Annotated in this window: 20 protein-coding genes; 3 read left to right on the forward strand and 17 right to left on the reverse strand. The window is 63.4% G+C overall.

The genetic code is table 11. From position 1 onward, the window contains the following. The 4 genes from ACFMO7_RS03245 to ACFMO7_RS03260 form a co-directional block, all read right to left on the reverse strand. Positions 1-285 (reverse strand): response regulator (locus ACFMO7_RS03245; RefSeq protein WP_376794097.1); only part of this gene is annotated, 285 nt, incomplete at its 3' end. Positions 286-831: 546 nt separating this feature from the next. Then, on the reverse strand, positions 832-1905 hold the full coding sequence (gene aroF, locus ACFMO7_RS03250; protein WP_376794098.1) for a 3-deoxy-7-phosphoheptulonate synthase: 1074 nt from the start codon (positions 1903-1905) through the stop codon (positions 832-834). A 548-nt stretch (positions 1906-2453) separates the two neighbouring features. Further along, entirely contained in the window at positions 2454-3392 is a 939-nt protein-coding gene (locus tag ACFMO7_RS03255) for a hypothetical protein (protein ID WP_376794099.1), read from the reverse strand. Then, positions 3389-4087 (reverse strand): heme-binding protein, encoded by a 699-nt coding sequence (locus tag ACFMO7_RS03260; protein WP_376794100.1) that lies wholly within the window; start codon positions 4085-4087, stop codon positions 3389-3391. Before ACFMO7_RS03260 ends, ACFMO7_RS03255 begins: the two co-directional genes overlap by 4 nt. Before the next feature lie 322 nt (positions 4088-4409). On the opposite strand from ACFMO7_RS03260, the gene ACFMO7_RS03265 reads away from it, so the two are divergent. Both ACFMO7_RS03265 and ACFMO7_RS03270 read left to right on the forward strand, forming a co-directional pair. Continuing rightward, positions 4410-5318, forward strand: a complete 909-nt coding sequence (locus ACFMO7_RS03265) for an LLM class F420-dependent oxidoreductase (protein ID WP_376794101.1) — start codon at positions 4410-4412, stop codon at positions 5316-5318. Positions 5319-5403: 85 nt separating this feature from the next. Then, a complete protein-coding gene (locus ACFMO7_RS03270; RefSeq protein WP_376794102.1) occupies positions 5404-5904 on the forward strand; it encodes a TIGR03668 family PPOX class F420-dependent oxidoreductase in 501 nt (166 codons plus the stop codon). Positions 5905-5944: 40 nt separating this feature from the next. On the opposite strand, the gene ACFMO7_RS03275 is transcribed toward ACFMO7_RS03270, so the two are convergent. The 6 genes from ACFMO7_RS03275 to ACFMO7_RS03300 form a co-directional block, all read right to left on the reverse strand. After that, complete coding sequence (locus ACFMO7_RS03275) at positions 5945-7081, reverse strand: sensor histidine kinase (RefSeq protein WP_376794103.1); 1137 nt, start codon at positions 7079-7081, stop codon at positions 5945-5947. Between the two features lie 132 nt (positions 7082-7213). Beyond that, entirely contained in the window at positions 7214-8017 is an 804-nt protein-coding gene (locus ACFMO7_RS03280; RefSeq protein ID WP_376794104.1) for a class I SAM-dependent methyltransferase, read from the reverse strand. A gap of 68 nt (positions 8018-8085) precedes the next feature. Further along, positions 8086-9003, reverse strand: a complete 918-nt coding sequence (gene menA, locus ACFMO7_RS03285; RefSeq protein ID WP_376794105.1) for a 1,4-dihydroxy-2-naphthoate octaprenyltransferase — start codon at positions 9001-9003, stop codon at positions 8086-8088. A gap of 482 nt (positions 9004-9485) precedes the next feature. Next, entirely contained in the window at positions 9486-11180 is a 1695-nt protein-coding gene (locus ACFMO7_RS03290) for a glycerol-3-phosphate dehydrogenase/oxidase (protein ID WP_376794106.1), read from the reverse strand. A 174-nt stretch (positions 11181-11354) separates the two neighbouring features. Continuing rightward, positions 11355-11549: a hypothetical protein gene (locus tag ACFMO7_RS03295; protein WP_376794107.1), complete on the reverse strand. Its 195-nt coding sequence runs from the start codon at positions 11547-11549 to the stop codon at positions 11355-11357. Between the two features lie 268 nt (positions 11550-11817). Then, the gene (locus tag ACFMO7_RS03300) at positions 11818-12432 is read right to left on the reverse strand and encodes a glycerol-3-phosphate responsive antiterminator (RefSeq protein WP_376794108.1); all 615 of its coding nucleotides are present in this window, start codon (positions 12430-12432) and stop codon (positions 11818-11820) included. Between the two features lie 282 nt (positions 12433-12714). Here ACFMO7_RS03300 and ACFMO7_RS03305 point away from each other — a divergent pair, with 282 nt between their 5' ends. Next, entirely contained in the window at positions 12715-13287 is a 573-nt protein-coding gene (locus ACFMO7_RS03305; protein ID WP_376794109.1) for a glycerol-3-phosphate responsive antiterminator, read from the forward strand. Position 13288: 1 nt separating this feature from the next. On the opposite strand, the gene ACFMO7_RS03310 is transcribed toward ACFMO7_RS03305, so the two are convergent. The 7 genes from ACFMO7_RS03310 to ACFMO7_RS03340 all read right to left on the reverse strand — a co-directional run bounded on the left by ACFMO7_RS03310 (position 13289) and on the right by ACFMO7_RS03340 (position 21837). Then, complete coding sequence (locus ACFMO7_RS03310; protein WP_376794110.1) at positions 13289-13621, reverse strand: HPr family phosphocarrier protein; 333 nt, start codon at positions 13619-13621, stop codon at positions 13289-13291. Between the two features lie 161 nt (positions 13622-13782). Continuing rightward, the gene (dhaM, locus tag ACFMO7_RS03315) at positions 13783-14226 is read right to left on the reverse strand and encodes a dihydroxyacetone kinase phosphoryl donor subunit DhaM (RefSeq protein ID WP_376794111.1); all 444 of its coding nucleotides are present in this window, start codon (positions 14224-14226) and stop codon (positions 13783-13785) included. 315 nt (positions 14227-14541) lie between these two features. Next, on the reverse strand, positions 14542-15171 hold the full coding sequence (gene dhaL / locus ACFMO7_RS03320) for a dihydroxyacetone kinase subunit DhaL (protein ID WP_376794112.1): 630 nt from the start codon (positions 15169-15171) through the stop codon (positions 14542-14544). A 357-nt stretch (positions 15172-15528) separates the two neighbouring features. Next, positions 15529-16530 carry a dihydroxyacetone kinase subunit DhaK gene (dhaK, locus tag ACFMO7_RS03325; RefSeq protein ID WP_376794113.1) on the reverse strand — a complete coding sequence of 334 codons (1002 nt, stop codon included), beginning with the start codon at positions 16528-16530 and terminating at the stop codon, positions 15529-15531. A gap of 446 nt (positions 16531-16976) precedes the next feature. Continuing rightward, entirely contained in the window at positions 16977-19136 is a 2160-nt protein-coding gene (locus ACFMO7_RS03330) for a sigma-54-dependent Fis family transcriptional regulator (RefSeq protein WP_376794114.1), read from the reverse strand. A gap of 215 nt (positions 19137-19351) precedes the next feature. Continuing rightward, entirely contained in the window at positions 19352-20398 is a 1047-nt protein-coding gene (gene cydB, locus ACFMO7_RS03335; RefSeq protein ID WP_376794115.1) for a cytochrome d ubiquinol oxidase subunit II, read from the reverse strand. A 44-nt stretch (positions 20399-20442) separates the two neighbouring features. After that, a complete protein-coding gene (locus ACFMO7_RS03340; RefSeq protein WP_376794116.1) occupies positions 20443-21837 on the reverse strand; it encodes a cytochrome ubiquinol oxidase subunit I in 1395 nt (464 codons plus the stop codon). Positions 21838-21886 lie beyond the last annotated feature (49 nt).

A 21886-nucleotide genomic window follows, 5' to 3' on the forward strand; every position in this document is an offset into this window, starting at 1 on the left:
AGCCTGCTTCGCACGCTCGACCAGCGGTTGATCGCCAAAGGCGGTCAGCAGCAGCACCGGCGCGATGCGTTCCTGCGTCAGAATCTCGGCGGCAGCAATGCCGTCCATATCGGGCATGCGAATATCCATGATCACCAGGTCCGGGCGCAGTTCGCGAGCCAGGTTCACAGCGCTCTGCCCGTCACCGGCCTCACCAATGACCAGGTAGCCCTGCTTGGTGAGGACATCCTTCAGGTCCATGCGTTGAATGGGTTCATCGTCGGCAATGATCACACGTGTTGGCATGCTCGTATCCTGTCCGTATGACTTCAAACAAACCAGACTTCCAACTTCTCAAACGACATAGTCGACCTGGCCGCTAGCACAGACGCAACGACCGTCCTCCGGCCTCTGCTCTGTGCTCTCTGGCTTGTATCAAGAGTATACCATATGTGTTTGATGAGAGTCGAGATAGAGTTTTCTGCCAGTTCTTTGCACTCGCGGTCTTGTCGCCGCGCCCTCTCAGCTCGCCTGTCAAACGCTGCCCCATCCCCCGCCTCTCCACGCCCGCCGCTGCGATCTCCCTTGCCCTGAAAGGCCAGTCCCAGCTCAGACGGCCCACCAAAAAAAGGGCGCGCCATCGCACCCCTCGGCTTGCTCTTGCTGTCGTTCTTCGCCTGTCAGAGCGCCGCCGGCCCTTGCCCACAGCGGCCTCGCCTCCGCGGCCTTTCCCGCTGCGCTGGCCGATTAGCTGACCCGTTAGTCAGTCAGTGCTGGCAACGTCGCCAGCGGAGGCGGACGGAGGCCAACCTTGCCTCTGCCGTCCGGCCTGGTAGTGGCTGCCGGCCAGAGTCAGGCGACTTGCGATAGTCTGTCGGCCCCCTGCATGATCTGAACCATCAGGCGCGCCTCGTAGACGATGGTGCGCAGCTCAGCTGGGGTGATGGACTGGCGCCCGTCGCAGAGGGCGCTGTTCGGGTCGGGATGAACTTCCAGGATCAGGCCCTCAGCCCCAGCGGCAATGCCGGCGCGCGCCATTGTAGGCACCAGTTCGCGCCGCCCGGTCGCGTGGCTGGGATCGACAATGACGGGCAGGTGGGTGAGTTCGTGCAGCAATGGGACGCAGGCCAGGTCAAGCAGGTTGCGGGTCTGGGGATCAAAGCTACGGATGCCCCGCTCGCAGAGGATGACGTTCGGGTTGCCGGCGGCAACGATGTACTCGGCGGCGAGCAGCCACTCGTCGATGGTGGCCGAGAGTCCTCGCTTGAGCATCACCGGCTTGCCTCGCCCGCGCCGGCCCACGGCCTGTAGCAAGGGGAAATTTTGCATGTTGCGGGCCCCGATCTGCAAGATATCGGCATAGTCGGCGACGACCTCGACCATCTCCGGCTCCATGACCTCCGTGACCACCGGGAGGCCGGTCTCCTGGCGGGCCTCCGCCAGCAAGCGCAAGCCTTCAATGCCCAGCCCCTGGAACTGGTAAGGCGAGGTGCGCGGCTTGAAGGCTCCCCCGCGCAGGACCGTAGCGCCCGCTTCCTTGACGGCCCGGGCCGTCTCGAGCAGTTGCTCGCGGCTCTCGACGGCGCAGGGACCGGCCATGATGACGGGCCGGGGCTGCTCTCCCCCTATGAGGACCGGCTCGCAGTGGCGCGCATCTCCTGCGATGATCTGAGTGGGACTGGCTTTGAAGTGTCGGCTGACAAGCTGGTAGGGAGTGCTGGGGGTAAGGACTTGAGCGACAGCGGGTTGGCGGCGGATGGCCTCCATGGCCTGGGCATCGAGGAGGGCGTGGTCGACGGCGATGACCTCGCTTTCTCCGATACAGGTGGCGGCGACCGGTCGCCGGTGCCCGGTCACCTGCTCTACTAGCGCCAATAAGGCGGTACGCTCTTCCTGGTTGGCCTGTGCATCAATGACGATGATCATAGGGCTGTCAGTTCCTTTCTCCTAAACTCCTGACTGACCGATTGACTGGATCCTGGCAGACAGGGCAAGATTCCAGGGAAATAAAAAAGCAGAGGTTTTTCGCCTCTGCTTACTCCAGCATGCTGGGGATCTGGACGGATCAGGTGGTTCTGCTCAGCTCAGCCTGAAGCGGCCCACCAGCATGCTGGAGGGCTAAAGTAAAAGTAGTAATAAAAAGCGCAGGCAACCACGGCGCGCTGGCTCTGCCAGGAGCGCGCTCCTGCAGGCTGTTCAGTCTGCCGTTGTGGTTGCCAGGGCTTGCTGAGCATCAGATCCTCTATCCTCTTTTTGCTTCCTGTCTTGCCGCCACGCGGCGCAGACGCCAACGGGCAAAGCGTTCTTTCTCGCGCGGCTCACCCGCCACTGTGAGATAATCAGGCTGAGGGCGCTACGGCCTCGGCCACGCGAATGGTCTTCTGTAGGAGAAGTATAGGCGCGATTAGCCCTGCTGTCAAGGCCAAAGCCCGAAGGTCCAGCGCAGCCAGCCAGAGCAACGGCACCAGCAGGCCCTAGCGTTTGCGCGCGCGCCGGCGCAGGTAGCGCCGTAGATCGCGGTAGTCCTCGTAAAGGTGGTCGTGCTCGCCCTTGGTGACCCCCTTTCCCTTGCCGCTGCTACCGGCCTTGCTCCGGCTGCCGCTGCCCTGGGCCGCGCCTCCGCGGCGTGCCTCCGCAGGCCGGCTGAAGGAGGGTAGCAGGTCGAACCTGTTCAAGAGGAGCAGCAAAGCGACCAGCAGGACCAGGTAGATGACGAGGGCCTGGGTGATGACTACCGGAAAGTTAAAGATCGAGAATTGGAGCAGCACCCGCTCCAGATGGAAGGTCTGCGAGAGATAGGCCAGTGGGATCTGCAGCAAGGTAGCTGCAAAGATGTAGATGAAGAGGCCCACAAAGTGGCGCGATTTCAGGAGAGGCCGGCTGGCCTGAGCGGAGGAGCCAGCGGTCGTCTGCCCGCCGCTCCTGGCTGTAGAGCCGCGGGCTGCTGGAGCTGTTTCCTGGGTGGGCTGAGCCTTCTTGCTATTGCGCAGGACCTTCTGGGCCTGTCCCCTGGCCTCCGTCCCGCTCACCGTTTTGCCGGCGCGCTCCGCGCTGGCCGCCTCGCCCTCGGTACTTTGCCCTCGGCGCAGGCGCAAGGCCCGCCAGAGACGCATCTTGCCGGCATCGGTCTGCAGCCGCTGACGTTCTGGCGGCTCCTGTTCCCTGGCAGATTGGGTAACCGAGGCAAAAAAGCCGGGCTGGCGCCGGGCGCCGCTGCCACCCGTGGAGCCTGAGGCCCGGGCTGCCGGGGAGGAAGAAGCCTGCTCCCCTTCATGGGCCGGCGCCTGCTGCGTCCCTCCCTCGGATGATTGGTCACGCTGTTGATCGGCGGCGCTCCCGCCGCCACTGGAGATCACCAGTAGCGGGCGCTGACGCCGTGGATTGGTCGGGCGCTGGTCAGCATCACGAGTCATGAGGGACCTCCCGCAAGATGTTTCCGCAAGGATGTATCATCGTTCTGAGGAATCTGCTCACTGCCCTGCTGCCCCAGCTCACCTTCGTTGGCCGCCGCCGGTTGGGCAGCGGCTTGTTCCTGGAGAGCATAGTCGGCAGGGTTGCCTGCCCTGGCCGGCTCTTGAGCAGGATAGGGTGAGCTGGCAGGATAGGCCAGAGAAGGTTGCAGGAAGGATTGAGCCGGGGAGGCGACGCCCGCAGATGGGAGCTGGGGCTGAAACTGGGGCTGAGGTGAGTGCACGGAACCCAGAGCTTCCAGAGCCGCCAAACCGGCACGGGCGATCTCATCATCGCGCCCCGGGGCGTTGCCCCCACTGATCCCTATCCCCCCAATCGTGGCTCCCCCAAGGCGAATCGGCCAGCCGCCCGCCGCCATGATAAAACGCCCCTGGGTCATCGCCGCCAGGCTGGAAGCAAAACCCGGAATGGCTGACCCCCACTGGGCTACCGCATCCGTCGGCTGGTTGAACATCACCGCCGTGGTGGCTTTGGCAATGCTAATATTGGCCGTGGCCCATCCATACGGCGCCATCATGCGCTCAAAGAGGACTAGATGCCCCCCAGCATCCACAATGGCAATGCTGACAGGACTGCGTAATTCTCTGGCACGCTGCTTGCATGCCTCCGCAATTCGGCGCGCAATCTCAACTGACATGCTCACGCGGTTCGCTCCTCCTTGACACCAGCAGGCCGGCCCTCTCCGCTTGCCAGCAGCCTCTGCTTCCAGTATATCCCCTGGTGCCTATTCTGCTGCTTCAGCAGGGACCATCTCCAGTGTCCATTGCATTGCGCTCATTGTATCGCACTCGATTAGACGGTGCAATAGATAGAAATCTACGGCTCCTGCTCCCTATCAGGCCCCTCTACCGGCTTTTTCTGCCTGCTCAGCGCCTCGCCTACTATCTCGCTAGACCAGGCCCGGGCTATAATAAAGCAAACGCGTCGCCTCATTTTACGTCATGGAGGTAGCTCTAGACATGCACCTGGGCCTACAGGTAGCGAACTTTACCTGGCCGACCGGGCAGGCTTCCCTTGGCGAGACCTTTGCCCTCATTGCCGAGCGAGCCGAGCGCGCCGGCCTCTACAGTCTCTGGGTCATGGACCATTTCTTTCAGATTCCGGTGTTCGGACCACCCGAGCACGAGATGTTGGAGGGCTGGTCGGCTCTGGCCTTCGCCGCCGGACGGACAAACCGCCTCCGTCTGGGCACCCTGGTCACCGGGGTGACCTACCGCCATCCGGGTCTGCTGGTGAAAACGGCTACAACCCTTGATGTGCTTTCTCATGGGCGCAGCTATTTTGGCATCGGGGCCGCCTGGAACGAGGAGGAGCATCGCGGCCTGGGGGTGCCTTTTGCACCTCTGGCCGAGCGCTTTGAGCGTCTAGAGGAGACGCTGCAGATCGCGCTGCAGATGTGGGCCGGCGACGAGCGCCCTTTTCACGGCAAGTACTATCAGCTTGAACGCCCGCTGAATTCTCCTCGCCCCGTCCAGCAGCCTCACCCTCCCATCCTGATCGGCGGCAGCGGCGAGCGCAAGACGTTACGCCTGGTGGCCCGTTACGCTGACGCCTGTAACCTCTTCGCTCATGGTAACAGGGAGCAGCTACAGCATAAGCTGGATGTCCTGCGCGAGCACTGCGCGGCCCTCGGTCGTCCCTACGAGCAGATCGAGAAGACCACTCTGAGCAGTCTGCGCCTATCGCGCGACGGGCGAGCCGGCTCGCTTTCCCCCGCCGCCGCGGTGGATTTCTTCGGCGGACTGGCCGAGTTAGGCATCGATCAGGCGATCTTCACGCTGCCCAACACCCACGAGCTGGAACCGTTCGAGCTGCTGGCCACCGAGATCGTCCCCCAGGTGGAAAAGATCGCCGTGGCCGGTCGCTGACCGCTGGGGAGGCCTGTGGGTCGCTGTCAAGCAGCGAACAAGCTGACACCGGCGCCTCAGGTTACAGGAGGGAGAAGACCGTCCTATGAGGAAGCGAGCGATACTGACTGAAGAGGAGCGCCGTTTCGTGCTTGGGCAGCGCGTGGCTCGTCTGGCCACAGCGGACGCGGCGGGCCATCCTCATCTGGTGCCGGTCTGCTACGCTTTTGATGGAACCTGCTTCTATACGCCGCTCGATGAGAAGCCGAAGCGCGTGGCTGTCAGGAAGCTGCGGCGGGTGCGCAATATCGAGGAACGGCCCGAGGCGGCCCTCTTGATCGACCACTACGAGGATGACTGGTCTCGGCTGGGCTATGTGCTGGTCGAGGGAGAGGCCCGCCTCCTGCAGCCGGGCGATGAGCAGCAGCGGCAGGCCCTGCTTCTGCTGCGCGCCCGCTACCCGCAATATCAGGGCATGGCGCTGGAGGAGCTGCCGGTGATCATGCTGACGCCGCGCGCCGTCACTTCCTGGGGACCGGCCCTTGCCCAGGCTGCGGATCGGAACCGATCCTCCGGCCCTCCCTCTTCAGAGTCAGAGCCAGCCTGAGTCGGCTGGGGCCAGGCTGAGCCGAACCGGCCGGCTCCGCTCAGGTGCCAGAGCCTTCGGCATGGGCCACCGGCAGGGTAAAGGAGAAGGTGCTGCCTTTACCGACGGTGCTTTCGGCAAAGATGCGTCCGCCATGAGCCTCGACAATGTGGCGAGCAATGGCCAGGCCCAGGCCACTGCCGCCACCGCCAGCGCCGACGTGGTCGAACTTGGAGCGCGAGCGATCAACCTTGTAGAAGCGCTCAAAGATGCGCGGCAGGTCCTCGGGCCGAATGCCGACTCCCGTGTCGCGCACAAAGAAGCGCTGGCTGTGCCCGCCTGGCTCGGCCAGGGTCCCGACAACGACCTCGCCTCCAGAGGGGGTGAATTTGATGGCGTTGTGGATGAGGTTGACGAGCACGCGTCCGATCTGTTTGCTGTCGGCGGCAACCAGGACCTGGCCGTCGCGAATCTCCGTCCTCAGCTTGACGCGATGGCGCTGCGCCTGGGGCAGGAGACGAGCCATACCTTCCCGCACCAGTTGCTGAGCCTCGATTGGTTCGATGACCATCGGGAGCTGACCCGACTCGATGCGCGACAGCTCTAGTAGTTCGGAGACGAGAGAGGTCAGATACTGGACTTCCTTCTCAATGCGCTCGACAAAGACCTGCGCCTGCTCGGGATCGGTCTCGATGGTGTCTTCGAGAGTTTCGGCCAGCAGGCGCACGGAGGCCAACGGGGTGCGTAGCTCGTGCGAGATGTTGGCGACGAAGTCGCGACGCACGCGCTCCAGGCGCCGCAGCTCGCTGAGGTCCTCGATGGCCACAGCAAAGTAGTGGTAGTCTTTTTTCAGCCCTTCCCGGCCCGCTGGAGGTCTGCGATGCTCCAAAGGCGTAACTGAGACCTTCCAGCAGGGACCAGTGGGGCCTTCGTTGAACTCGGCGCTCTGGGGACGCTGACTGGCAATGCTCTCTTGTACAAGCTGGATGATGGCGGCACTGGTGATGAGCTGATCAAGCCTGGCTTTCTGCAGCGGCTCCGCCAGGCCGAAGAGGCTGCAGACATGACGGTTGTAGTAGCGAACGATCAGCGCACGATCAATGACGAGCACCGGCCAGGGCGCAGCCTCCAGCAGTTGCAGAAAGAAGTGACGATAGTTGATGCGTGTCGCCTTCTCGGCGGTCTTGCCCTCTGTCAAAGCTCTTTCCTCGCTACGCAGCATAACCGAGCGAACCAATCAACTACCAGGGATGACCCCGCCTTCAACCTCCGTTTCCGCCTGTGCCGGTACCAGCCAGACGGCTGGCTCCGAAGTCTAAGGCTACGCAGGCTAGCCCGCACCAGCCGCCCTTTGCTCCGTCGCCCCTTCGCTGGCCGGCAGCGGCTTGGTGGCCACGTGCACGGCAACGATGCCGCCGCTCAGGCGATGGAAGTGAACGGCGCTCCAGCCGACCTCTTCCATAATGGCTTTGAGGGTCGGTGCGTCGGGGAAATGGGTGAGCGAGCGCGGCAGATAGTTATACTCCTCGGCAGCTTTGCCGATGATAGCCCCAAAGAGCGGCGCAATGCGATAGAAGTAGAGATGGAAGAGAGCACCGAGCAGCCTGCCAGGTGGATGGCTGATCTCCAGACAGACCATCCGCCCGCCAGGCCGCACTACGCGCAGCATCTCGCGCAGGGTCTGGCGCAGATCGGTAACGTTGCGCATCATAAAGGCAGAGCAGCAGCCATCGACGCTGTTGTCCGGAAGATCGATGTGCTCGGCGTCGCCTACGCGCAGCTCGATGCGGTCGCGCAGTCCCAGACGCTCCAGCTTGCGCCGCCCCAACTCGAGCATTTCAGGCGTGATGTCCATGCCAATCATACGCGCCCCAGGCCCAGCTTGCCGAATGACGGCAATCGCCAGGTCCGCCGTGCCTGCCCCCAGGTCCAGCCCAACCTCGCCCGGCCCCAGGGCCAGACACCGCGCCGCAAAGCGGCGCCAGCGGCGGTCAAGGCCAAAACTCATGAGGCGGTTGAGCAGGTCATAGACGCGCGCAATGCGCGCAAAGAGACGCTGGACGTAGGGGCGCTTCCCTCCAGCGCGCCTAAAAGACTCCTCTAGCACTTTATCCCCTGTTACAGGTTTTTCCATTCCTTCCTCCCTCATCTCCAATCCAGGGCGACAGCAGCCACCCCTCCTTTGTGTGGGCCGCTGGCAGCTTAGAGGCCGAGCGGGCGCAGCAGGGCTGCGGCGGCGATCCCCACGGCCAGCAGCAGGCCGAACTGCAGGTGCAAGGCGGCGGTGCGCTTGAAGCCAACAATAAAGGCGGCGCGTTCGCGCGCGGTGAGCACAGAGCGCACGTTGATCCAGGCCAGCGGGAAGCTGATCCAGACAATCAGGGTGTGCAGCGGCAGCAGGCCGACCAGAGCGAAGAGGCTCAGCGCCAGGTAGCTGCCGATAACGAGCGCGGCATGATAGCTGCGGGCGAAGGTCTGACCGAGGCGCACGGGCAGGGTTAGCTTGTGCACGGCGCGATCCTCTTCGTAGTCACGAATGTTGTTCATATTGAGGATGGCCGTCACCAGGAAACCGACCGGGACGCTGGCGGCAAAGGCCGCCCATGACCAGCGCGGGATCTGCACATAATAGGCTCCCCAGGTCATGAGAAAGCCCATCGCGATGTAGACCAGCGGATCGCCCAGGCCACGCGCCGCTAGCTGGAACGGCCTGGCGCTGTAAAAATAGGCGATGACCATACCGATGAGACCAAAGAGCAAGATGGCCGGCCCACAAAGGGCAATCAGCGCCAGGCCGAGCAGCGAGGCCAGCACGAAGCAGGCGACGCCGCCGCCCAGGACCTGACCCGCGCTCATCTCGCCGCGAAAGATGACGGTGCTGGCTCCGAGCGACTGCGGACTATCAAGACCATAGCGATAGTCGAAGTACTCGTTAAAGTAGTTAGTCCCTATCTGCAGGAAAAGGCCCGCCAGCAGGGCCAGCACAAATGGCCCAGGGCGAAAGGTGCCCTCATAGGCGGCCACCGCCGTGCCGACCAAGAGCGGACTGACGGTCGCCGTCAGCGAAAAAGGGCGGGCGTTCTTGACCCAGATCTTCCAGTCTTTCCAGGAGGCTGGCACGTTGTCTTTTCCCCCTTGTAGCGCTCTCTGCCCGGATGCCTATCGGCATCTTCAGGCTCCCTCGCTTCTCTCCCTTCTCCACCGGGCCATCCTGTCTCAGCCACCAGTCAGTTGGCCAGACCACCGAGATAGCGGCCAGGCAGATAGTCAGTCAGTCAGACTGGCTGGCTGGCCGGCTGAGGCGGGAGCCGAGCGCGGACAGGTCCGACGGAGTGGGTACAGGGCAGAGGCAGGCTGTTCTCTGCATCTCATCCTCATAATTAAGGATAGTGCGCCAGCCGGAAAACGTCAAACTGTCCAGGCACTTCCCAATCAGGTCAGGGGACCAGGCCGCGGCACCAGGCAGGCAGACAGACAGACAGGCAGAGCACAGGCCAGGGGGAGAAGGCCAGGCGGCGGAGATCAAGGGGAGAGCACAGGCCAGCGACCTGGCAGCACGATGGTCGCGGGGGAAGCTGTCTCCAGCATGACCCCGCGACCCGTCAGACACTCAGGCGCGTCTCCTCAGCGCTAAGCTGGCGTTCGACATCCTGACGATAGGCCGCTTTGAGGCGCTGCACCTGCTCGGAAGACCAGCCATGCTCGCGGGCCATCAGCGAGGCGACCGTCTCCAGAGCCTCCAGGCCACGCTTGCGGTCCTCCAGGATCAGCGAGGTGCGCCGGGCCAGCACGTCGGCAGGCGTCATAGCCATTTCATAGCGACAAGCATAGACAACCTCAGCCTGAACATAGGGGAGATCAGCCACCAGACGCTGAGCAAGAGCCGGCTCGTCGGCCATCAGCTGCAGAAGAATCCGCGTCTCGGTGCCATAGCTCTGCAGCAGGTGAGTGACAATATCGCCCGCCAGTCCAAAGGCAGCCGCGCTCTGCTCAAGCTCCTGTCGCGCCAGCGACCAATCCTCGCTGCCGGCCAGGCGCAGGCGCAGCGTCGGGTGACGGGGACGGCGCCCATCACGCTCGTCAAGACGATCGACCGTGTCCTGGGCCATACGACGGTAGGTTGTCAATTTCCCGCCCACAATAGTCACCAGGCCAGCCTCATTCTCCAGCACAGCGTGGGTACGCGAGAGACGCGCCGTATCGCCACCGCTCTGCTCGCGCGGTTTGAACAGCGGTCGATAGCCAGCGTAGCTGCTGATAATCTGCTCGCGTGTCAACCTGAGCGACAGGTAGCGGTTAAGATGCTTCAGCAGGTAGGAGATATCAGCGGCGTCAGGCAGAGGATGGTCGAGATCGCCGGAGCCAGTGTCGGTCGTGCCCACAATGACGCGCGACTGCCAGGGAACAACGAAGAGGATGCGGCGATCCTCGGTCTCGGGCAAAACAATGGCCGCCTCCCCCACGCGCAGATCCTCGCGGGCAAAGATCAGGTGGACGCCCTTGCTCGGCTCGATGCTCACCCGTGGCTTCAGGCCACAGAGGGACTCGACACGCTCGGCAAAGACGCCCGCGGCGTTGACAACATGACGCGCCCGCACCGCGATCTCGGCCCCATCGAGGACATCGCGCACGCAGGCCCCGCAGATGCGCCCCTGCTCGAGCTGGAGAGCCACCACCTCACAGTAGTTGGCAATGACCGCGCCGAAGCGAGCAGCGGTACGGATGAGGGTCATCGTCAAGCGGGCGTCGTTAGTCTGGGCATCGTAGTACAAGAAACCACCCTTGAGGCTGGTGGTCACCAGATCAGGAGCATAGCGCAGGACCTCCTGACGGCTCAGGCGCCGATGACGCTCGATGCCGTAGCGACCCGCCATCAGATCGTAGAGCGTCAAACCAACGTCGAGCACAGCGCTCAGGCCCACACCCCCAGGCGTCGTGAAAGGAATACCGACCGGATGGCGATCTCCGCGATAGAGCGGAAGAACAAAGGCCAGGGGCTGCACCAGGAAGGGGGCATTGTGCAGCAACAGGCCACGCTCAACCAGGCTTTCGTGCACTAGCGGGAAATCAAAATTGGGCAGATAGCGTATTCCGCCATGAACCAGTTTGGTCGATTTACTACTGGTCCCCCCAGCAAAGTCGGCCTTTTCGACCAATGCGACGCGGTAGCCGCGAGCGGCTGCCTCCAGAGCGACACCGGCGCCGGTCACTCCGCCCCCAATGACCAGGACGTCGAAACGCTCCTGCTGCAGCGCGTTGAGGTTTTGACGGCGTGTGGTTGCTGATAGCAATTGCATGGCTCCCATCTGTAGAGATCTGGCCAGCGCCGGCCTGGGGCCGAGCCACGTCCGCTGCTGGCGGCGCTTGCGCAGAGGGCCACGACGCCCTTTGCACAGGATCAGCCCCCAGCGCCAGCCAGCGTACGCGCATTGCCCCAGGGCTGCGTCCGCTGGACGAAGCCCTGGGGGCCGTCAAAGATGGATCGACCGCCACCAGACGGCTCCCTCCGACTCTACCCCACGGCTACCGTCACCCTGCCAGCAGGGAGGCAGACCAGGCCGCACCAGGCAGGGCCAGGCCCCCACTGCCAGCGCAAGAGCGAAGCGGACAGCCACCCGAACAGCGACCACAGCGCTTCGTGAGATGTAGGGTAGACTGCTCATCATGACGCCACTCCTGACCGGGCTGGCAGCCGGATCCAGCCCCAGAGGCTCGTCAGAGAGGTCTTGGTCTTTTCTAACGAGCGCCAGGGCCAGGCCAGGCTCACCACCGACCCCGCTCGGCGACGGCAAGAAGCGCCCTTCAAGGCTGAGTCGATCGATCCTATTCTTCCATCTTGGGTCAGGTATCCTGCCAGCAGGTGGCGCAAGCGAGTCGGAAAGCAAGGAGGAGGAGACGGGCCGACGAGCGCCTATCTCACCCGACCAACCCACCTCAGTGGGTCTCTGCCGACGAGCTACAGGCGCTCAGAACGGGTAGCCATTGATCGAGGCGAGTGACCGCCACCGCCCGGACCCCACTGGCCAGAACGGCGCGCAACTGGTTCGCCCCATAGAGCAAGCCCGAGGCCATATACGGCAAATCAAGAGTTGGCCTGAGCGCAGGCATAATGTAAGGCACCACATGCGCCGGGGTGAAGTCCAGCATATCCACCACAGCACGGTCCACCGACTCCAGAGCCATCTCCAGCCCCGTCGAATCGACCGCGAAGATACGCTGAATCGCCTCCAGCCCCAGCTCATGGGCCAGGACCATCACTCTGGGATGGCTGGAAATGACACCCCGGATGTGAAAGTGAGTCGCAAGGTGGCGCAGGCCCGCGTAATCGGCGTTGACGCCATCGATGTGATCCATATTCACATAGAGGGCATAGCCGTTGCGATGGGCGCGCTCAACCAGTGCCTTGAATTCAAACAGATTGCAGTGTCTGAGCAGAATGGCCCGCACCGTCGGCGTCTCCAGCGCCTGCACAAAGCGCGGGCGGGTCTCCACAACGGGCACCAGCACGCTGGAGGCCGGTAGGTTGAGCAGGGATACACCGGACTGCATATGCATCACCCATCTCGCACGTGCCTGGAACAAACGCCAGAAAAACAATAAAGTCCTGAGCCTGCCACCGTTGTGGCAGAGCCAGGACTTCTCAAGTCTCTGTCCGGACGATATTCGCGATGATCAATCACACCGGGGAGAGAGATCCTCCTCCCCGCTGCGCTGTACCTGCTGGTTAGGACAGCCTTTACAAGAGTAATCATACCTGTCCCAGGTACTTTCTGTCAAGTGGCGGCCGTGCCCTGGCAGGCGCCAGATTTTCTTTGCTACAATGAGAGCGGAATGACCAGAGAGGAGTTTCTCAGGCTGGCCCGGGTCTACCCGGTGGCCGCCGCCATCAAGGCAGAGGAGGACTGGTCTCCGGCTTTGGAGAGCCGGGCCAGTCTCCTCTTTGCGCAACAGGGCGATGCCTTCGCGCTGGAGCCACTGGTCGAGCAGGCCCACGCGCGAGGAAAGGGCGTTGTTGCGCATCTCGACCTGCTCGCTGGCATCGGCAAGGATCGCGCCGGCCTCGCCTACCTGCGCCAGATCGGCCTTGACGCCGTGATTACCAGGCGTCCTTCACTGGTGGTCGCCGCTCGGGCCGAGGGGCTACTGACCATCCAGCCCCTGCACCTGACCGAGGAGCCAGCCCTGGCCAGCAGCATCCGCCAGATCGTTCAGGCTCAGCCCGACCTGATCGAAGTACTCCCCGGGATCATCTTCCCCGACTTCGCCCGCACCGTCCGCTCGCTCCTGCCTGGCCCCTTCATTGCCAGCGGCTTCATCCGTACCCCGCAGGAGGTAGCCCACCTTTTAGCGACCGGCTGCGTGCTGATCAGCAGCAGCGCGCGTCAGCTCTGGCAGGCGGCCTAGCCTAAGCCAGGTTCTCGGCTGAGGTGCCAGCGGGGTTTTCGCCCCGGGGGTCACCCGCTTCGTCCTCCTCGTCGAAGTTGCGCCGGACCAGCTCCGCTATCGAGCGGGCTGCCTCCTCGGCATCTTCTCCCTCGGCCCGCAGATGAATCGTGCTGCCGCAGCGCGCTCCCAGTCTGAGCACCCCTACAATGCTCTTGGCATTGACGGTCTGTGTCCCATACTGGAGCAAGATCTGCGACTGAAAGAGGGCAGCCGTTTGCACCAGCAAGCGGGCCGGACGGGCGTGTAAACCGACTTTGTTGGTAATCACAAGACTGCGTTCCACAATGGGCATGATCGTCGTTTTCTCCCTTCCTCTCACCTCTGCCCAGTGAAGTGAGCGCTTGGCTCAGCTCGGCGCGGTCTCCTCTTCGCTGTGGCGTCCCTGGCAAGCTCTTTGGGATCTCTCCCGGCGAGTCGACTCCTCTCCTCCGGCCTCTCGAATCGCCGAGATCGTCAATCGGGGCCACCTTCTCTCTCGCCCGCCTGCTGCTCTTCTGTCGCAGGCAACTTCGGCAGGGAGGTGGCAGCCGCTGCCGCCTCGGCTACTGCCGCTAACTGGCTGCCGATGGAGGCCTCCACGGCGGCCACAACCGCCCCTTCGACCAGCGGAGCGCTACTAATCATCACCGGACAATCATGATCCTGCTTGAAGAGTTCCAGAGCCATCTCAGCCGCAATGCCAGCGCTGCCGAGATCAAGCAAGATCAGGACCCCATCGGGACTGGCCGCCCGCTGCAGGGCCTGGAGGATTTTGTCAACGGAGGTGCCGAGACCTCCCTCGGCGGTGCCCCCTGCCGGCGCAATGACGACCTTGCCCTGTGCCATCTGGCCCGCCAGTTCCGCTACGCCCTCGGCCAGACGGGCGCTATGCGAGACAATCACTAAGCCAACCGTCATCAGATACTTCTCCTCGCCATGAGCAACAGAGGAGGGCCGGCTGTGGGCCTCCTGCCGCGGTCCCGAACTGTTGCAAGCCTGGCCTGGCCTGCGAATGGACGGCCTTGCCTCCAAGGCCGACAAAGGCCGCCCCTCGTCTGCGCAAAGCAAACGAGGCTCTCCTGTATGGTCTTCTCACCTGGTCTATGCCGGCGTTCCAGCCGCCTCCGTAGCCAGGCAACACCTATAGATAGCAAAGCAGACGGACTCGCGGCTGTTTGGAAGCCTGGCAGCCAAAATGAGAGATTCCAGATACGACAGCTCTGGGGCTTCGGCTCAGCCAGCGACTTCGGCGAGCGTTTTCAGCAGCAGCCAGCTAGAGGTCGCGCCCGGGTCCTGATGGCCGATGCTGCGTTCACCCAGGTAGCTGGCCCTTCCTTTGGTGGCCAGCATCGGAATGGTTCCCTTCATGCCTTCTTCGGCGGCCTCAGCCGCGCGGCGCAGCAGTACGGCCAGCCCCTCATGCTGCTCGTGAGCTTTGCGAGCCGCAGCCAGGGCCGGTTCCAGGGCGTCCACCATCGTCTTCTCCCCGGTATGGGCCTTGCCGCGGGCCTTGATCCCATCCAAAGCCGCTTGCAACATCTCGACAACGTCCGCCTCATCCAGCTCATGCTTGCCGGCGGTCACCATGCCAGCGCGCAGAAAAGCCGTACCGTAGAGCGGACCGCTGGCTCCTCCGACCGTCGAGACCAGGGTTGTTCCAACGGTCTTCAGAATGGAACCAATATCCATGCCGCTCAGTGAAGGCAGCTTGTCGAGAACGGCCCGAAAACCGCGGTCCATGTTGACGCCATGATCAGCATCGCCGATCGGCGCATCAAGCTGGGTCAGATAATCACGCTGCTCGTGAAAAACCTGGGCCGATTGCGTTATCCAGCGTAAGACATCCTCTGTTGTGATCGGCATAGCCTGCTCTCCTCCGTAGTGTTGCGGGCGGGTGCGGGTCACCCTACCAGGGTGGACGAGAATCCCTGGCTTCCAGCCTGAGCCTGGCGCCCGGCGCGCGACGCGAGCCGGCCCTGCCGCCAGACTGTCTGCTGTCCGCTCTGGCCTGGCCTGGCGTGGACAGCCGTGGCGGGCGGGAGATGAGCCAGCCAGAGAGCAAGGCAAGGGGTGGGCGCTTGTGATGGTCCCTTGCCCTGCTCTGGCTTTCCTTGCTTGTCGAGGAGCCGCGCCAGGTCAGCCAGGACGAGCGATACCAGCCAGCCAGCCAGCCAGCGAAGGAACGATCGAGCACAGCTCAGGCGCTCTGATCCGACTCGGTCAGACGCCCCAGCGCAGAGCCGGGGTCAGCACAGGGGCATCCCAGTAGCGCAGCATCTCGTCATCGACGCGCAGCAGAGTAATGGAGCAGCCGGCCATCTCCAGCGAGGTGATGTAGCTGCCTACCAGGGAGCGGGCGATCGTAATGTTGCGCCCCTTGAGGATACGCGCCAGCTCGCGAGCCACAACGTACAGCTCGATCAGGGGCGTCCCCCCCATGCCATTGACAAAGGCCAGCACGCGCTCGCCGGCCTTCAGGCCGAGGTCTTCGATGACGGGGTTGGCCAGCATCTCCACAATGTCGGCCGCCGGCGCCAGCTTGACACGCCGCCGTCCCGGTTCGCCGTGGATGCCGATACCGATCTCCATCTCGTCCTCGCCCAGCTCAAAGGTGGGTGTTCCCTTGGCGGGAACGGTGCACGAGGTGAGGGCCATTCCCATGCTGCGCCCCTGCTCGTTGACGCGCTTGGCCAGGGCCGCTACCTGCTCCAGAGGGGCACCACTCTCGGCCAGGCCCCCAACGATCTTCTCTAGCAGAACCGTGACGCCGACGCCTCGCCGCCCGGCGGTGTAGAGGCTGTCCTGAACGGCAACGTCATCGTTGGTGATAACGCTGGCGACCTCGATGCCTTCCGCCTGGGCCAGCTCGGCCGCCATTTCAAAGTTGAGGACGTCGCCGGTGTAGTTTTTGATGATCTGGAAGACGCCAGCCCCGCCGTTGACAGCTCGCATGGCCGCCAGGATCTGGTCGGGAACCGGCGAGGTGAAGATGGCACCAGGACAGGCAGCGTCAAGCATACCTCGCCCAACAAAGCCCCCATGCATCGGCTCGTGACCGCTGCCCCCTCCCGAGACAACGCCTACTTTGCCACGCACCGGCGCGTCCGCCCGCACAACGATCTGATTTTCCAGATCGACGCGGATCAGCTCGGGATGCATGGCAGCCATGCCTTCCAGCGCTTCTTTGACGACCGTCTCTGGACTGTTGATGAGCTTCTTCATGCTGCCTCCTTTTCCCAGAAGTCGAGGGCTGCTGCGTTGCCCTCCCGTGGCCTCGAAAAGCGGCTCTGCCGCCTGGCTCGCCCGCGTCCGTTCGCGCCCTGCCCTAGAGCCGTCCGCCCGCCGGCCCGCCAGAGCGCGCGGAGACCTTCCTCCGCCGCCGCCGGCCCTGCTCAGCATAATCTTCTCGCCCGCCCGCCCGCCCAGCCTACCCGGCGGTCCGGGCGCCCACCCAGCTCCTTCCCCCCACGCGCTACAGATGAGAGCCTCTGACTTTGCCTGTCTACTTAAGAGACATGCAAGATTCGTGCCAGCTTCCCCAGGGCGGCCGGCAGGCAGGCCTCCCAGCGCTCACTCCAGCACCGCCCGCCGGCCTGGCGCGGCGCTCTCACCGTTACATTTCTGCAACAAGAGGATCCTGCAGTTTCATTGCTGCAACACAAGGTGTTTCATTGTGGAAACGAAGGCCCCTGGCCAGAGGCGGCCGGCGGCAGGGCGGCGGGAGGGGGACGCAGGCCGTAGCGCACCATTTTGCGCCACAGGGTGGTACGGCTGATTCCCAGCAGGCGCGCCGCCTCGCTCGGGCGGCCTTGACTCCGCTCGAGGGCCTGCAGGATGGCGCTCGCCTCGCTTGAACGACTGTGTTCTTTGAGCGGAGGCAAGACTGGGGTGATTGCTTCCGGCTGCCAGTGGCTCTCATCAGCCTCGGGCCTTGGCTCCGGAACCGGAAGAGGAGGGGCCTCGGCCGGGGCGGGAGACATACTGTCCGGGTCGGCCTCCGCTGCCTGACGGATCTCCGGCGGCAGATCCTGGGCGGTAATGGTATCGGAGCGTGCCAGGTAGGTGAGGCGCTCCAGGAGGTTCTCTAGCTCGCGCACGTTGCCCGGCCAGCTATAGCGCTCCATCAGGCTGAGAGCCTCGGGGGTGATGGCGAAGGGGCGCCCCAGTGTCCGGCTCTGCCGCTGCAGAAAATGGTCGACAAGCAGGGGCAGGTCCTCCAGACGCTCACGCAGGGATGGGATATGAATAGAGAGGACATTGAGGCGATAATAGAGGTCCGAGCGGAAGGTGCCGCGCCGGACCTCCTCGCGCAGATCCTTATGGGTGGCCGCAATAATGCGCACGTCGACGGGGATCACGCGCTGCCCGCCAATGCGCATGATGGTGCGCGTCTCGATGGCTCGCAAGAGGGTCGTCTGCAGGTCGAGAGGCATATCGCCAATCTCATCGAGAAAGAGGGTGCCGCCGTGGGCCTGCTCGAACTTGCCCGAGCGCCCCTGGCGGTCGGCACCTGTGAAGGAGCCGCCCTCGTAGCCAAACAGCTCGGTGTTGATCAGCTCGCGGGGAATAGCAGCGCAGTTGATAGCGACGAACGGTCCATCGGCCCGCAGGCTGCTGTTGTGAATGCTCTGGGCAAAGATTTCTTTGCCAACGCCGGTCTCTCCATGCAGGAGAACCGTGGAATTGCTGTGCGAGGCCAGGCGGGCCAGGCGGAGGGCTTCCTGTAGTGCGGGGCTGCGCCCAACTACGTTGGCGAAGGTCAGGCGCGCCCGCGCTCCGGTCATGCGGTTAACAAGCTTCTGGACGCGCTCGATGCTGCGCAGGATGAGAACGAAGCCGTCGGAAATCAGCGCTCCCCCAGAGGCCGCCCCGGCTGTCAGGCGCCCGAAGACCGCTTCAGGCTCGCCCGCCGTCAGGGCGATTGGCTTGAGGGAGCAGAGGCAGGTGACACGGCCCCGCGTTGTTTCAAAGACGACTTCTTCCTCGTTCAACGGCTGCTGGCAGGTGAGGGCCTGCTGGAGCAGCGGGGGCAATGGTAGCACATCGCGCAGTCGCCTCCCCATGACGCGCGCCGGCACGAGTCCGAGCAGGGTGCCAGCCGGTCCGTTCATCTGGGAGATGACGCCATCGCGCCTGAGCAGGAGAATGCCCTCCGGCAAACTCTGAAGAATGATCTTTAACTCGGCGAGCAGCTCGTTGGCATTCCCAAGCCAGACCTGCATCTGGAGCTGGCCGCTGATGACTTGAGCGGCGGCGGCAACCATGCCCAGGGTGTGGGCATGGTTGTGCTCACAGGGGCCGGCGACCGCCAGGACGCCCACCGCCTGCCCAAGCGGGTCATGGACGGGCGCGGCAGCAGTGTAGAGGGCGTGCAGGGCGGCGCGGTAGTGCATGGCTCCCTCTAGCTGGATGGGAAACGATTCCTGTAAGGCCAGGGCCAGGGCATTGGCTCCCTGCTGCTCTTCGCTCCAGAGCGTCCCCAGGCGCATGCCCAGCGGCTCAAGCTGGGTCCGCGTTTGGCTGTCGCCAATGAGGTCGATGATGCGCCCCTCGGCATTGGCAAAGGCGACCAGGCAGCCCGACCCTTCGATGAATTGATAGAGGTCTTCCATCGCCGGTCGGATGAGAGCGAGCAGGCGCCGCGAGAGAGGCGGCGCGGCCGAGAGAGTGGGGTCAGGCGCCGGTGGCTCTCCGTAGGGATCAAGGCCCAGCGCCGCGCAGCGCCGCCAGGATTGCGCCAGAGCCGGCGGCAGGAGTTCCTCGCGTAAGCAACCCTGTCGAACAAATTGCTCCCAGATCGCACGGTAATCTTGGGGGCTGCTGAGCATGTTCCCTCCATTTGTGGGCTGGCTGTTCTTCTCAGCTTCGACTGGCCTGGATAGTACAGTATAGCACAGCGCTGGCCCCACCAGGGGTCTCCCCAGCAGAGCCAGCGCCTCACCTCTTGGCCCTCCTCGCGACCGATCTCACTCCGCCAGCCCGCAGCCCGAACGGGTCAGCAGGCCCGCCCAGCCAGACGCCTGCCCTCCTCCCACTCTCCCCCTCAGTAGCCCCCGTACTCGCCTTTGGCCGTTACTTTGCCCCAGAAGAGGCGGTAGGTGAAGACAAAGTAGATCACGGCCAGCAGGATGCCAATCAGCCACCAGACCAGGCCGACGGTCAGCCCATAGGGACTGCCGGAAGCGTTATCGATGGTCAGGCTATGGGCCGGATCGACAGCAGGCAGGACGTCAGGATAGAGTCCAAAGGCCGAGCTGGCCAGCATGCCGGCAATGAAGGCACAGGAAGAGAAGAAGGCCGCCAAGTCGCGCTTGCGAAAGGCAAAGTGTCCTACGCCGAGCAGGCCCACGAAGGCGATCAAGGGGAAGATGGCCCCCCAGGGCCGGGCATTGAAGCTGGCATAGATCTGGGGCTGCACGGCAAAGGTGGCGATTGTGCTCACCACGGTTAGAGCTATGGTAATCGGCCAACTGATGCGCAAAATGCGACGCGCGCGCGCGTTCAGAGCGCCGTCGGTCTTGCGCGCGATATAGGCGGCGCCATGCATGGTCAGGGTGCTGGCCGCCATCAGGCCGATCAGGATCGTATACCAATCCAGGATTCCGGGCGTCTTGCTAAAAGGATTGAAATCGGTCCACAGCGGCTCAAAGAAGACGCCGTGTGCATCCAACGGCACGCCGCGAATCACGTTTGCCAGGGCGGCCCCATAGAAGATGGCCAGCAGCGCGCTGCCGATAAAGAACATACCATCCCAGAAGGAGGCCCAGACAGGGCTGGGCACCCGCGAGCGCAGCTCAATGGAGACGCCACGCCACATCAACAACCAGAGCACGATACACAGCGGCAGATAGAAGCCGCTGAAGCTGGAGGCATAGAGTACCGGGAAGGTGAAGAAGAGGGTACCGCCGGCGGCGATAATCCAGACCTCGTTGCCGTCCCAGACCGGGCCGATGGCGCGCAGGATCAGGCGCCGCTCCTGGTCGGTGCGGGCCGCGATCAGGTGAATGATGCCGGCTCCCAGGTCGAAGCCGTCCAGCAGAACGTACATGGTCAGCATGAAGGCCACGAGAATAAACCAGAGTGTTGCCATGAAGCCTGACCTCCCTCGCTCAGCTCAACTCAACTCAACTCAGTTCAACCTTCGGCCACGGTACCGGTAGCCAGACCGGGCAGGCCACCCTCCCCGGCTACTTCGGCCTCCTCGCCCTCGCTGGTCTCAGGCCCCTTGAGGGCCTCGGTGACCGAGAGCACGACGTAGAGCAGGCCGAGCAGGAGGTACATCCCGGCGAAGCCGAGCAGGGTGAAGAGGACGTTGCCCGCCGAAAGATTGGCCGATGAGCCTTGGGCGGTGGGCAAAAGCCCGTAGATGATCCACGGCTGACGGCCCAGCTCGGTGGTGAACCACCCGGCGGTATTGGCGATCACCGGGAAGGGGGTCGCCAGCATCAGGATCCAGAGCATCCAGCGCGCCGTGAAGAGGCGCCGCTTCCAGAGCCAGAGCAGGCAGGCCAGGCCCATGATCGGGATAAAGAAGGTGCCCAGGCCAACCATGATGTGATAGCTATAGTAGAGCAGCTCAATCGAGTCGGGCCGCTGATTGGCCGGAAAGGCATCCAGGCCCTTGACGACCGCCTCCCACCGACGATAAGTCAGAAAGCTCAGAACTTTGGGCACAATCAGCGGGTTATCAAGCTGGCCCGTCGCCGTGTTGGGCTGACCAAGAATGACGATCCCCGCCCCCTGCTCGGTGTGAAAGAGACCTTCGAAGGCCGCCAGCTTGGCCGGCTGGTATTTCGCCACCTGTTGGCCTTCCAGGTCGCCGCTGGGGTAGAGCTGGATCACGCTGGCGATGAGGCCGACGATGACGCCCAGGGTCACGAAGATGCGACCGTACTCAACGTGATTCCGGGCCAGCAAGTAGTAGGCCCCCAGACCGGCCATGACGAAAGCCCCCGTGATCACGGCCCCGCTCATGGTGTGCAGGTATTGGGGAAAGATCCAGGGATTGAGCAGGACCTCCCAGTAGTTGGAGATGTGCAGGCGGTTGCCTACGATGGTATAGCCCACTGGATGCTGCATCCAGGCATTAGAGGCCACGATGAAGGCGCCAGAGGCCCAGGTGCCCAGCCAGACCATCACGGCAGCCAGCCAGTGCACCTTTTGTCCAAAAACCTTCTCTCCGAAGAGAAAGACCCCGAGAAAGGCCGACTCCAGGAAGAAGGCAAAGGCTCCTTCCATCGCCAGGGTCTGGGCAATGATGTCGCCGGCATAGGCCGAGAAGCGCGCCCAGTTGGTGCCAAATTGGAACTCCATCGGGATGCCGGTGACAACCCCCAGTACAAAGGTGGTCGCGAAGATCTTCGCCCAGAAGCGAGCACTGATGTTGTAGCGCTCGTCCTTCTTGATCAGGTAGAGCGTCTTTAAAAGCACGATCAAGAAGGCCAACCCCATAGTAATCTGGGGAAAGATATAGTGATAGCCTACGGTAAAGGCGAATTGTACGCGCGATAAGATGGTCGACAGGTCCATATGCAGGCAAAACCTCCCACGGACTGACCGAAACGCCGCCCCTGTGGGC

The sequence above is a fragment of the Thermogemmatispora sp. genome (assembly GCF_042408735.1).
Taxonomy (GTDB): domain Bacteria; phylum Chloroflexota; class Ktedonobacteria; order Ktedonobacterales; family Ktedonobacteraceae; genus Thermogemmatispora.

Excerpts from the sequence above, each read along its gene's own strand:
- aroF (WP_376794098.1), bottom strand. The coding sequence starts at position 1,905 with ATGATCATCGTCATTGATGCACAGGCCAACCAGGAAGAGCGTACCGCC.
- ACFMO7_RS03255 (WP_376794099.1), bottom strand. The coding sequence starts at position 3,392 with ATGACTCGTGATGCTGACCAGCGCCCGACCAATCCACGGCGTCAGCGC.
- ACFMO7_RS03260 (WP_376794100.1), bottom strand. The coding sequence starts at position 4,087 with ATGTCAGTTGAGATTGCGCGCCGAATTGCGGAGGCATGCAAGCAGCGT.
- ACFMO7_RS03265 (WP_376794101.1), top strand. The coding sequence starts at position 4,410 with ATGCACCTGGGCCTACAGGTAGCGAACTTTACCTGGCCGACCGGGCAG.
- ACFMO7_RS03270 (WP_376794102.1), top strand. The coding sequence starts at position 5,404 with ATGAGGAAGCGAGCGATACTGACTGAAGAGGAGCGCCGTTTCGTGCTT.
- ACFMO7_RS03280 (WP_376794104.1), bottom strand. The coding sequence starts at position 8,017 with ATGGAAAAACCTGTAACAGGGGATAAAGTGCTAGAGGAGTCTTTTAGG.
- ACFMO7_RS03290 (WP_376794106.1), bottom strand. The coding sequence starts at position 11,180 with ATGCAATTGCTATCAGCAACCACACGCCGTCAAAACCTCAACGCGCTG.
- ACFMO7_RS03295 (WP_376794107.1), bottom strand. The coding sequence starts at position 11,549 with ATGATGAGCAGTCTACCCTACATCTCACGAAGCGCTGTGGTCGCTGTT.
- ACFMO7_RS03300 (WP_376794108.1), bottom strand. The coding sequence starts at position 12,432 with ATGCAGTCCGGTGTATCCCTGCTCAACCTACCGGCCTCCAGCGTGCTG.
- ACFMO7_RS03305 (WP_376794109.1), top strand. The coding sequence starts at position 12,715 with ATGACCAGAGAGGAGTTTCTCAGGCTGGCCCGGGTCTACCCGGTGGCC.
- ACFMO7_RS03310 (WP_376794110.1), bottom strand. The coding sequence starts at position 13,621 with ATGCCCATTGTGGAACGCAGTCTTGTGATTACCAACAAAGTCGGTTTA.
- dhaM (WP_376794111.1), bottom strand. The coding sequence starts at position 14,226 with ATGACGGTTGGCTTAGTGATTGTCTCGCATAGCGCCCGTCTGGCCGAG.
- dhaL (WP_376794112.1), bottom strand. The coding sequence starts at position 15,171 with ATGCCGATCACAACAGAGGATGTCTTACGCTGGATAACGCAATCGGCC.
- dhaK (WP_376794113.1), bottom strand. The coding sequence starts at position 16,530 with ATGAAGAAGCTCATCAACAGTCCAGAGACGGTCGTCAAAGAAGCGCTG.
- ACFMO7_RS03330 (WP_376794114.1), bottom strand. The coding sequence starts at position 19,136 with ATGCTCAGCAGCCCCCAAGATTACCGTGCGATCTGGGAGCAATTTGTT.
- cydB (WP_376794115.1), bottom strand. The coding sequence starts at position 20,398 with ATGGCAACACTCTGGTTTATTCTCGTGGCCTTCATGCTGACCATGTAC.
- ACFMO7_RS03340 (WP_376794116.1), bottom strand. The coding sequence starts at position 21,837 with ATGGACCTGTCGACCATCTTATCGCGCGTACAATTCGCCTTTACCGTA.